The following is a 12,033-nucleotide window of genomic DNA, read 5'->3' as shown; positions in this document are numbered from 1 at the left end:
ACTAGACGTTTTCCAGCATAATTGGAATTGATAGCTTGACAGAAGAGTGTCCTATCTTATAATATTATGTGATGTATATGGGCGAAACTGTTGTGTCACCCTCACGACAATCATCACCGACTAGGCAGCGGCTGAAAACCTGAGTCGGAGCTGAACGAATTGATCGAACGGCATAGGATGATTTCGACGCAATGACACCCCACAATCTAACGATAATTTTGATTGAGAAGGAGTCAATATAACATGGCACGTTACACAGGTCCTAAATTTAAATTGAGCCGTCGTCTTGGAATTTCCTTGAGCGGTACTGGTAAAGAATTGAAGCGCGCGTATCCTCCAGGACAACATGGTCCAGGACAACGCAAAAAATTGAGCGGCTACGGCGTTCAATTACAAGAAAACAAAAATTGCGCCACATGTACGGTTTGGGCGAGAAGCAATTCCGCACATTGTTCAACCGCGCATCCAAATTGCCAGGCATCGCTGGTGAGAACTTCATGTTCTTGCTCGAAAGCCGCTTGGACAACTTGGTATTCCGTCTTGGCCTTTCCAACTCCCGTGCAGGTGCTCGCCAATTGGTAGCACACGGTCACGTGACTGTGAACGGTAAAAAAGTAGACATCCCGTCTTACATCGTAACTCCTGGTGATGTTATCGGCTTGCGTGAAAGAAGCCGTGGCTTGAAAGTGATCAAAGAGGCTCTTGAAGGCCGTCATCACTTGGCAGGATACTTGGAATTCAACGAAGCTGCTATGGAAGGTAAATTCGTACGTTTGCCTGAGCGCGGCGAGTTGTCCCAAGACATCGATGAAAAGCAAATCGTCGAGTTCTACAGCCGATAAGATTCGCTCTATCGCATAGAAGCGACACCACAATCGCCTCCCCTAGCGGGAGGCGATTTTTTTATGTTTACCCGCTATATTATCATCAGGAAATGCGATTTACGACGCTCTTTTTCCCCTCACTTTTATGGTATAATGGAAAGCGCTGCACTTACTAAGGAGGAAAAAATGCATGGTTGAGGAGAAAGTGACGGAAAGCGGCAAAAAACCGACGCGCAAGAGGTCGATTGGCCGCACGATATGGTCCGTTATCAAATGGCTCATGCTGTTCGGCCTGCTATGCGGCTTATTTGCTGGTGGGGCTGGTCTCGGTTATGTAACGTCCTTAATTAAGGACGAACCAGTTCGCCCACGGGAAATGATTCAGCAGAAGATTCAGGAGAATGCCATAACGGGATTCGTCTTTTTCAATGACGGCAATCAAATCGGACAGCTTCGAACCGAAGAAGATCGTCGTCCCGTCTCATTAAAAGATATCCCCCAATCCGTCATAGATGCCCTTATCGCGATTGAAGACAATCGATTCTATGAACATATGGGCGTTGATATTCGCGGACTGTCTCGGGCTGTAGTACAGAAAGTATTGAATCAATCTGTGCAAACGGGCGGCAGTACGCTTACACAACAATTGGCAAGACGAGTATTTTTGAATTTGGATCGTACCGACAGCCGCAAGGCAAAGGAAATATTGCTCTCTCTGCGTATGGAGCGCGTGTTGTCCAAAGAAGAAATTATTGTTGCATATTTAAATAAGGTTCCTTTCGGCAACGGTTCAACAGGCTATAATTTATACGGAATTAAAGCAGCAGCTAAAGGTATTTTTAATATTGATAATTTGAGCAAGCTGAATATTGCCCAGTCTGCATATTTAGCGGGTCTTCCACAGTTGCCTTCTGCCTATTCGGCCTTTAACGGTAAAGGTGAAATCAATGAAAAAGGTATTGCACGTGCGATAGAGCGGCAGAAGCTTGTTCTCAAACGAATGCTTGAAGAAAATAAAATTTCGATGCAGCAATATAATGAAGCGCTGGCGTTTGATATTCGCAAATCGATTGCCCAGCCTCGGGAGAAGGCATACGCTACATATCCGTATCTGATGATGGAAGCGGAACGCGCAGCCGCAGAAGTGCTCGTGCTTCAGAAAAACCCAGGACTTACGAAGGCAGACTTGCGCAAGCGCGAGAACAACGATATGCTGCAGTCGGCACGCGAACAGTTGTTGCGCGGCGGGTATCTCGTATATACCACCATCGACAAAAAGATATATGATGCGATGAAGCGAGTATCTTCCAATCCCAATAATTTCTCACCGGACAGTAAAACAAAAGGTGTTGAACAGGTTGCGTCGTTGATGGTCGATCATAAATCTGGTGCTATTCTAGGCATGATCGAAGGAAGAGACTTCAAGATCGAGCAGATGAACTTCGCCACGCAAATGCTGAAGCAGCCTGGCTCGACGATGAAGCCGCTGGCTGCGTATTTGCCTGCGCTTGACCAGGGCTTGATTCAACCAGCTTCCATATTGGACGATGCTCCGATGGTGCTCAAGGACGGCTCTAAGGGTTATCATATTCCAGGCAACGCCAACGGTCGCTATCAAGGGCTCGTTACCGCACGAAGCGCATTAAGCCAATCACTTAACCTGCCGGCTCTCAAAATCTACATCGAGAAGCTGGGTGTAAAAAAAGCGCTGGATTTCGTGCAGAAGCTCGGTATCACAACCATTCAGCCTGAAGATTACTACGCACAAACTGGCGTTATAGGCGGCTTGCGCTATGGCGTTACGGTTGAGGAAATTACCAATGCATTCGGTGCAATTGCGAATCAGGGTGTATTCAATGATGCGTACTTGATTAGCAAAATTGTAGATTCCAAAGGAAATATCGTCTATCAGCACAAGGAAGAACCGCAAGCGGTCGTTTCCAAGCAAAGCGCCTATCTGATGACAGACATGATGAAATCGGTCATTACGGATTCGAGAGGTACAGGACGCCGCGTGAGAGGCGAATTTGACCTATATGGAAAAGTTGAGGTTGCCGCAAAAACTGGCTCGACCCAGAACTATGCGGATACTTGGTTCATCGGCTCAACTCCTGATGTCACGATGGGCGTATGGGTAGGCTATGACAAGCCGATTCATGTATTGAATCGCGATGCCCGCTCACGCTCGACAGAGATATGGTCGAAGGTCATGAACGAGGTGAACAAGGCCAAGCCTGACCTGCTGCAAACGAAGGAATTTACTCGTCCTGACGGCATTGTAAGCATGACAGTGTCTGGGTACAGCGGTAAGCTTCCAAATGAATTAACAAGACTTGGCGGCAAATTCGTTACAGATATTTTCAACCGCAAGTATGTTCCAAAGACCGAAGAAGATGCGCTTGTTCACATGAAGTACATTACCTATGACGGCGTCAACTATATACCACAGGACAGCACTCCTGCTGATATGGTTGCAGAGAAGGTTGTACTGAAGCGTGAGAAGCCAATCCAGGAGCTTGTTGAAGAATTGAAGAAGGCGCTGGGTCATTTATCATCCAGCAGCAATCGCCGATCTTTATCTGCCTATTTGCCGGAGGACGCCAATAGTGACGCACCAGCGAAGGTCGATCCACGTCAAGACGATGGCAAAGCGCCTTCTGCACCACGCGACGTTCGGATTGCAGCATCGAAGAGCGATGCCGTTCACATCACCTTCTCTCGCAATCCAGAATCCGATGTAGTCGGATACCGTCTATATCGATCATTGAACGGCGGAACATACCAGCAGCAAAGTGGAACCGTATTGACCGGTGATGATACGAGATTCAGCAGCTATGCATCAAGCAGCCAACAATACAGCTTCTATGTGACAGCTGTCGATGTCGGTGGACATGAATCGATACCTTCTGAAATTGTCCAGTGGGGAGCTCTAGGCTCAGGAACAAAAACAGAGGTACCTCAACCACCGGGTACCAATGATCCAAGTGAATCGAGCAGGAGAAATTCAGGCGGCCAAGCCGGTAGCCATGAAGCCGATAATGGCAATGCTCAGGAGCCGCAACAGTCAGCAGCTCAGGCTCCTGACTCTCCTAGCGGACTGAAGGCATCGTTAACGGATATGGGTGTAAAACTTACTTGGAAGGCTTCAGCCAACAATCCAAGCGAATATTACATCTACTACAGCGCGAGCCGCAACGGCCCTTATGAGCGAATCGGATCTTCTGCCTCAACTGACTTTGAGCTGATTACATTAACACCAGGCGGATGGTATCATGTAACAGCTGCAAACAGTGCAGGCGAATCATCTGCCTCCTCTTCTGCTCAGGTCAATAATTAAATTTACACAAAAGAGGACAGAATGCGATAGACATTCTGTCCTCTTTTTTTCATGTTATCATCCATTGCTTCTTCCCTCATATGCTAACATTTTTCCGCTGAACAAGCCGTTCCAAATGCATCGTTAGAAATCCGATTTCTTCTGGGGGTACCGCTTTTTCCAGCCCTTCAGCAATCCAGCCTGCCAATATAATTGCCTTTTCATAGGCTTCTTCATATTCTTCACGAATTTGAACGAGCAGCGGATTGTTAAGTGTCTTCCCTGCTCTTACTCGATCAATGAGTCCCTTTAAGTGACCAATAAAGAGTACTGTGGAGAGCGACTCATCAAAGTCAATGCCAACATGCTTGCCATTCTCCAGCACTCTCGATATCATTTTCAATTCAGCAACAGACTTATTGCCCTTGCCGCCACTTCTTGCTCCGTGAAAATGCATTGCCAAGAACGCAACCTCATCTTGAGGCAAGTTCACATCCAACTGATCATTTAGGTAATCTATCGCCCGCTCTGCTACGCGATATTCATCTCGATACAAATGCTGAATTTCGAACATGAAGGGATTGCTGATCACTAAGCCGCGCTTGCAGCGCTCAATGGCTAAATTAATATGATCAACGAGTGCAGAATGAATCGTTTCTGAGAAATCCCCTTCCAAATGACTCTGTGCAAATGCAATCACTTCCTCGACTACACCAATAATTTTGAAATCCACCGCATACAAAATTTGCTCGTAATGCTCCAGCACTTCCGTCGTATGCAGTAAAAATTCCTGTTTTATATCATTTTCATTCACCTCCATACCCAGCTTTTTTTGAAAGCCAATCCCTTTGCCAAAGGCGATAGAGTTTTTCCCATTGGATAGTTTGGTCATCACCACATTATGCGACAGGACATGCACAATTTTCCGTTCAATCATCCGCTCTCCCCTTCCAAGAATCGAACTGCCCTGCTAATGGATAACCGAAATATGCGTGCTAACCGTTAATAAATGCTGACACGCTTAATCTTCGCTCAATCTTCTCCCGCAGAAGCTCCGAATCCGTTCCCATCACAATATGGATGTGACCTTTGCCGACACGCATCAAACCATACGCGCCAAGAGACATAATCCCTCCCTCATCTACCTTGGAGTCATCCTCAAGCCGCAGCCGAAGTCTAGTAATACACGCATCGACAGCTCGAATATTTCCCATTCCTCCTATATAGCCTAGCAATCGTTCCAATAGGGCATCTGTATCATCTCGCGTTCCAATTGAGGGGATTACGGCCTCCATCGTTGCCTGCTCCTCACGTCCTGGTGCGTGAACATGAAATACACGGATTGCAATTGTTGCGGTCGCATAATACAGTCCAAAATAAAGAATTCCGAGTAATAGCAAGAGCAGAGCATTTCTAACGCTCGTCCACGATATGAACATATCGATGAAGCCTGCTGAGAATCCAAATCCTGCTCGAATGCTCATGAGATCTGCTAGCATGAGTGCTAATCCCGTATAAATGGCATGCAGACCATAAAGAACTGGGGCAGTCAGCATAAGTGTAAATTCAAGCGGCTCTGTTATCCCTGTCAGGAAGCTTGTCAATGAGGCTGTCAATATAATCGACGCAACACGCTTGCGTTCATGCAATTGGGAGGAACGGACTATGGCAAGTGCATAAGCCGGCAGTCCAAACATCATAACAGGGAAAAATCCTGCCATAAAGGTTCCAACTGTCGGATCGCCTGCATGGAACCGCCACAAATCGCCTCGCACAATCGCCCCGGTATCTGTTACGTATTCCCCAATTTGAAACCATGCAATATTGTTCAGTATATGATGCAGTCCAGTAGGTATGAGCAATCGATTCAACAAGCCAAATATGCCAGCCCCCCAGCCTTTTGCCGTCAGTATACTGGAACCTGTATCACGAATGGCCTCCTGGATTGTCGGCCAAATCAGACCAGCTACTACCCCTACACCAACCATCGCAACGGAAGATATGATCGGGATAAAACGCTTGCCTCCGAAAAATCCGATCGCTGCCGGGAGCCTTATTCTATGGTAACGGTTATACAAGGCAGCTACGATCCCTCCGCATAGCATTCCTCCCAGAACACCCGTATCCAAGACAATTCCATGCTCAAAATGCTTCATGACATTCGTAAATACAAAGTAACCAACAGCAGCGGCCAAAGCTGCAACCCCTTGGCTTGATGTCAATCCAATCGCTACCCCCACAGCAAAAAAGAGCGGCATATGATCGAAAATGGCGTTTCCACCTAACTTGCATACACTTGCTGCTGCTGCCATCCATGGGATATTGGAATGAATATCTCCGATACGCACTAATATCGAAGCTGCGGGGAGCACTGCAATGGGGATCATCAGTGATCGGCCGACTTGCTGCATATAAGTCATCATTTTCATTCGCAACACTATCCCCTTACCCTACTCGGATATGTGTTATTTAATCGCACCAGCCATCATGCCGCTTGTAATTTGCTTCTGGAAGATTATATATAAAATTAGTACAGGGATGATCGAAAGCAGTAATCCCGCAAAAAGTGGCCCCCACTCTGTACGATACTGCATCTCGGCCTGCATAATCGCGATGCCGACAGGGATCGTATACTTATCGGGATCATTTACCAGCACCGTACCAATAATATATTCATTCCAAATATTCAATACGTTCATCATGCCAACAGATATAAGTCCAGGCTTAACAAGCGGAAGCATAATACGAAAAAAACACCATAATGCGAGCTGCCGTCGATGGAAGCCGCCTCATCCAGTTCCTTCGGCATCGACCTAAAAAATCCAACAAGCACAAATACGCCAAATGGCAAATTAATTGCCGTATACACCAGAATCAGTCCCAGAAGCGAATTATCCAGATGCAGGTTGGAAAGAAGGAAAAATAACGGGATTAAGCCAAGGATAAGGGGAATCATCATGCTGGACAAATATAAATTATAGAGCGCCATGCTTCCGCGAAACGGAAATCTAGCGATAACATAGGATGTAGTTGAAGATAGAAGCAATGCCAGCACGGTGCTTGCCACTGTAACAAGCAATGAGTTGGTAAAGTACATCCCTAAATGGTAGTTGCTCCAAACTGCTGTGAAATTAGCCCATTCAAGCGGCCACTCCGGCAAGCTCCACGGTGCATGTAACAGGAACTGCTGATTCGTCTTGAACGAACCAAGGATCGTCCACAGCAGCGGATAAATGACGAATATCGTCCAAATCCCGAGCAACGCATACAATAAGGCTCTAACAACCTTTTGAGAACGCTTACGAGGATATTGCTCTATGGAATTCATAGACTGTCCTCTCCTTTTCCAGTCCAAATAATCAAGCCATCTCAATTGCATCTCTATGCATTAGCCGCTGAAGCGCCAGGGTTGTTATGAGCGACAGGACAAGGATCAGTACACCAATCGCGGAAGCATAGCCGAAATGGAATTGTCGAAATCCCATTTGATACAAATATGAGCCCATGACCTGTGTTGCATTATCCGGTCCGCCTTCTGTCATCATCCACACGATGACGAACGAGCCATTCAAGGTTGTCATAACCACCCATAGAATGGATACTTTGATTTGCTCCCACGTAAGCGGCATCGTGACACGCCAAAATTGCTGCCACTCCTTAGCACCATCAATACTCGCTGCCTCATATAAGTCCTTCGGAATATTCAAAATGCCCGCAATAACGAGGATCATGACAAAGCCTACACCTGCCCATATTGCCGGAGGCAGCAGCATCCACATCGCCAGTTTCGGATCTCCTAACCATGGTGTCTGAACCTTTTCTGACGTGAACAAAGATAGAAACGAATTTAAAAATCCAATACTAGGATTGTAAATATAATTCCAAAGCACGCCAATGACTACGACCGACAGGATGTTGGGGATAAAAAATACTGAACGGAAAAATCCGCTTCCACGTACCCGAAAACGGGTCATCAGTACGGCGAACAATACCCCTAATCCGACAATGCCAACTACCTTCCAAAACACAAAGAAATAATCATTCATGATCGCCTTGATGATTATAGGGTCATTTGCCAAGTCGCGATAGTTCTGGATGCCGATCAAGTTCTTCGTCTCCGATCCACCCGACCAGTCTGTAAAACTGTAATACAATCCGTGAAAAATGGGGTAGATCATAAACAAGCAGAAAAACAGCAATGTTGGTACCGTAAATACGAACACAAAGAGCTGACGCTTTCTCTTCCATGAGAGGCCGACTCTTCCGCTTGCATTCCCCTTTGCGGGAGTTCCCTGTGCGGGCACCATCTTTTTCAAGTAGTCCCCTCCTTAACTCTCATTTGTTCAAAGCCGTCGTGTTATAGATCAGGATGCATGCGCTACGACTTCACACATGCATCCCCAAATAATCACTGTTCTGCTTTATTTTCTTGCCTTCGCAGCCGCCTTCTCCATCCGATCCATCCATTCATCTGGAGTAATGTTGCCCATCATAAGTGCAAGGGTTGAGTCTGATCTCACCTTGTCTACATCCGCATTCAATTCAATGTAAGGAGCAACAATGGTGTTGTCTGAGCTGTAAAATTTCATAGCTGTCTTGGACAGCTCACTCGCATTTGATTTCTCCAAATCCGCTTTCAAGTTGCCAAGTGCACCTGTCTCCTCCGCCCATGTAATGGCAGATTGCTTCGTGAATAAGAACTCGAGGAATGCTTTTGCGGCAGCTGGATTTTTCGCTTTCTTCGCAATTCCTACCGTAGCAGTAAATGGTATCGCTACATATTTGCCGCCCGGCTTTTGTGTGATTGATGGAATGAAACCGAATTCAAAACCTTGCGGAACATCTTTCTTCATTTCATTTTCGAGCCAGAGTCCATTCGGAATAAAGGCATCCTTATGCTGCAGGAACAGCATTTGCGAGTCAATATGGTTAATTGGAGCTGAGGCTGGGTCAATAAGGCCTGCATCCCGCATTTGCACCATTTGCTCCAATGTCTTCTTCACTGGCTCGCTCTTGAACACGCCTTCCTTCAAGGCGAACATATCAAGCAAAATAGAAGTATCGTTGTTGTTGTTCACGACAAATGCGGAATCCATTACACCATTTTGGAAGTAGTACGGGTACTTTCCTGTAAAAATAAATGGCGCATTGACCTTGCCGGATTCCTTGATTTTCTTCGCTTCGCTTATAAAGCTTTCAAAATCTTTCGGTTCAGTCCAGCCATTGTCTGCAAAAAATTTCTTGTCGTAGAAAACTCCCCAGGAGCCGAATACGAATGGAATCGTATAAATTTTGCCGCCGTAGTCGATCGGCTTCAGCAGCAGTTCGTCAGAAATCTTGTTGCCATCCGCATTCTTGGCCTCTTTAAAGTAATCTGTCAAGTCCATCAATTGATCATCTTGTACCATTTGGGTTGCATTCGAGCCAGCACCGTCAATGTAGACAAAGTCAGGAGGGTTTCCTTGAATCCAGCGCGGCTTCATCTGATCATTGATTTTCGGGCCTGCTGACTCTTTGACTTTTACATTCGGGTACTTTTTCTGAAACTCCGCGATAATCTTCTTCCAGCCCTGATCGCCATATCCGCCGACAAAATACTGGATTTCAAAATCACCCGACACGTCGCCGCCTGTCGACTCTGTCTTGCCTGAATCGCTATTGTTTTGTGCTTGTTCTGATGTCTTTCCGCTGCCTCCGTTATTCGACGCTCCATTCGTCTGACTGCTTGAGCTGCAACCTGTTGCCGTCATTAAGACAAGTGCGGTAATGATAAGCAGCAATAAGGATCTGCCCCACTTGTAATGTATTCCGTTCATGGATATACCCCTCTCCGTCACAATGGATTGATTTCGCGAAAACGGTGCAACGACAAAAAGGCACACGTTAAGAAGGCAGTCACATAGCGACTGAACTTCCATAACGAATGCCCTTGCGGTAACATGTTATGTCCATTCTATTGTACTTGTCGTTTCGCGTTGCATATTCGCTTTGCTATTGGGATAATATCCCACTATTATGGATTTGTCAATAATGACTTCAGCAGTTAATCCTCAATCGTTGATAAATCGCCTGTCGGCAGGCTCAATTCCCATGCCTTGAGCACACGGCGCATAATTTTGCCTGAGCGAGTTTTCGGCAATTTGTCCTTGAACTCAATCTCCCTAGGCGATGCATGTGCGGACAGCCCTTCCTTGACGAACTTCGCAATATCCGCTTTTAACTCTTCGGACGGCGTATAGCCCTCGCGCAAAGAAATAAATGCCTTAATAATTTCGCCACGCATTGGATCAGGCTTCCCGATTACGCCTGCTTCCGCGACTGCCGGATGCTCGACAAGCTTGCTCTCTACCTCGAAGGGGCCAACTCGTTCGCCCGATGTATTAATAACATCGTCAATTCGGCCTTGGAACCAGAAGTAGCCCTCATCATCCATGTAGGCAGAATCACCCGATACATACCATCCTGTAAGGCGGAAGTATTCTTCATACTTAGCCGGATTGTTCCATACCTTTCGCATCATCGACGGCCATGGTGTACGAATGGCCAGGTTCCCCATTCGAAATGGAGGAAGCTCATTGCCTTGATCATCAATAATCGCGGCTTCAATACCTGGGACAGGACGTCCCATGGAGCCAGGCTTGATGGCCATTGCCGGATAGTTGCAAATCAACTGTCCACCCGTTTCCGTCATCCACCATGTATCATGAATCCGATGATTGTAAACTTTCATTCCCCAACGAACAACCTCCGGATTAAGCGGTTCGCCTACAGACAGGATATGACGTAAGCTTGATAAGTTAAAGCTCGAAATTACATCATCCCCGGCACCCATCAGCATACGGAATGCGGTCGGAGCACTGTACCATACGGATACTTTATATTTCTCAATGGTTGAGTACCAGTCCTGCGGACTGAACCGTCCGCCACGAACCACGTTCGTCGCTCCGTTCAGCCACGGTGCGAATATCCCGTATGACGTTCCAGTAACCCAACCTGGATCTGCTGTACACCAATAAATGTCGTCTTCCTTTAAATCCAATACAACATTTCCGGTATGATAATGCTGAATCATTGCGTTTTGTACGTGATATACGCCCTTAGGCTTGCCTGTCGAGCCGGATGTATAGTGAATAATGAGCCCGTCTTCCCGCTGCAGCCATTCCACTTCGGCTTCTTCGGAGGCGGTAGACATTTCCGCGTGGAAATCAACAATTCCATCCTCAACCTCTATTTCGTCACCTACAAGAATCACATGCTTCAAGGCAGGCAGCTCAGAACGGGGCACACGATGAACGAGCGCTGGAGTTGTCACAATCGCTACTGCCGCGCTGTCCTCTAACCGATCCTTAACCGCAGTCTCCATAAACGCTTCGAATAGTGGACCGACAACAGCCCCAATCTTCAGCGAGCCAAGTAAGCTGATATACAGTTCAGGTGTGCGCGGCATGAAAATGAAGATGCGTTCTCCCTTTTGAATTCCGAGGTCGCGCAGCACGTTCGCGAACTGATTCGTCTTGCGGCTCAACTCAGTATAGGTATACGCTTCATCACGAACAGCATCACTGTAATAGAGCGCCACCTTATCTCCGCGACCATTCGCAACATGCCGATCAATCGCCTCGTAAGCCATATTTACTTTTCCAGTCTCATACCAAGAAAATTGCTTCTCTACCTCTTCCCACCTGAAATCGGCCGACCATTTTCCATAGTCACTCATGTTTGGATTGCTTGCAATCGCAGCAATAATTTCTCCCTGCACGTTACCCATATTGTTCCATCCTCCTATGTCTTTTACATCATTATTCATGCTCCACGAATCACAAATTCGTGTAATAAATCGCTTTCATGAAGAAATGCACTAAAGGACGATGATGCAGTTCGTGGTGTCAAGGG

The 12,033-nt window shown here is 46.6% G+C and carries 6 protein-coding genes and 2 pseudogenes; 2 read left to right on the top strand and 6 right to left on the bottom strand.

Annotated features, from left to right (window positions below; all coding sequences use genetic code 11):
• Window positions 1-243 precede the first annotated feature (243 nt).
• Window positions 244-842: pseudogene (gene rpsD, locus PAV_RS16540) on the top strand (30S ribosomal protein S4).
• A 172-nt stretch (window positions 843-1,014) separates the two neighbouring features.
• On the top strand, window positions 1,015-4,161 hold the full coding sequence (locus PAV_RS16535; RefSeq protein ID WP_005548194.1) for a transglycosylase domain-containing protein: 3,147 nt from the start codon (window positions 1,015-1,017) through the stop codon (window positions 4,159-4,161).
• 76 nt (window positions 4,162-4,237) lie between these two features.
• Here the strand turns inward: PAV_RS16535 and PAV_RS16530 are convergent, their stop codons facing one another.
• The 6 genes and pseudogenes from PAV_RS16530 to acsA all read right to left on the bottom strand — a co-directional run bounded on the left by PAV_RS16530 (window position 4,238) and on the right by acsA (window position 11,908).
• Window positions 4,238-5,077, bottom strand: coding sequence for a PRD domain-containing protein (locus PAV_RS16530; RefSeq protein WP_005548192.1), 840 nt, complete (start codon window positions 5,075-5,077; stop codon window positions 4,238-4,240).
• 58 nt (window positions 5,078-5,135) lie between these two features.
• On the bottom strand, window positions 5,136-6,569 hold the full coding sequence (locus tag PAV_RS16525; protein ID WP_040736014.1) for a PTS transporter subunit EIIC: 1,434 nt from the start codon (window positions 6,567-6,569) through the stop codon (window positions 5,136-5,138).
• Between the two features lie 36 nt (window positions 6,570-6,605).
• A pseudogene (locus PAV_RS37310) lies at window positions 6,606-7,129 on the bottom strand (carbohydrate ABC transporter permease).
• Window positions 7,130-7,499: 370 nt separating this feature from the next.
• The gene (locus PAV_RS16515; RefSeq protein ID WP_051135153.1) at window positions 7,500-8,447 is read right to left on the bottom strand and encodes a carbohydrate ABC transporter permease; all 948 of its coding nucleotides are present in this window, start codon (window positions 8,445-8,447) and stop codon (window positions 7,500-7,502) included.
• 114 nt (window positions 8,448-8,561) lie between these two features.
• Complete coding sequence (locus PAV_RS16510; RefSeq protein WP_005548186.1) at window positions 8,562-9,956, bottom strand: extracellular solute-binding protein; 1,395 nt, start codon at window positions 9,954-9,956, stop codon at window positions 8,562-8,564.
• A 227-nt stretch (window positions 9,957-10,183) separates the two neighbouring features.
• Window positions 10,184-11,908 carry an acetate--CoA ligase gene (gene acsA, locus PAV_RS16505; RefSeq protein ID WP_005548185.1) on the bottom strand — a complete coding sequence of 575 codons (1,725 nt, stop codon included), beginning with the start codon at window positions 11,906-11,908 and terminating at the stop codon, window positions 10,184-10,186.
• Window positions 11,909-12,033 lie beyond the last annotated feature (125 nt).

The organism is Paenibacillus alvei DSM 29 (genome assembly GCF_000293805.1).
Classification (GTDB): Bacteria; Bacillota; Bacilli; order Paenibacillales; family Paenibacillaceae; genus Paenibacillus_B; species Paenibacillus_B alvei.
This window is presented reverse-complemented; position numbering and strand designations above follow the sequence as displayed.

Coding starts and splice junctions, on each gene's coding strand:
- PAV_RS16535 (WP_005548194.1), top strand. CDS start 1,015: ATGGTTGAGGAGAAAGTGACGGAAAGCGGCAAAAAACCGACGCGCAAG.
- PAV_RS16530 (WP_005548192.1), bottom strand. CDS start 5,077: ATGATTGAACGGAAAATTGTGCATGTCCTGTCGCATAATGTGGTGATG.
- PAV_RS16525 (WP_040736014.1), bottom strand. CDS start 6,569: ATGAAAATGATGACTTATATGCAGCAAGTCGGCCGATCACTGATGATC.
- PAV_RS16515 (WP_051135153.1), bottom strand. CDS start 8,447: ATGGTGCCCGCACAGGGAACTCCCGCAAAGGGGAATGCAAGCGGAAGA.
- PAV_RS16510 (WP_005548186.1), bottom strand. CDS start 9,956: ATGAACGGAATACATTACAAGTGGGGCAGATCCTTATTGCTGCTTATC.
- acsA (WP_005548185.1), bottom strand. CDS start 11,908: ATGGGTAACGTGCAGGGAGAAATTATTGCTGCGATTGCAAGCAATCCA.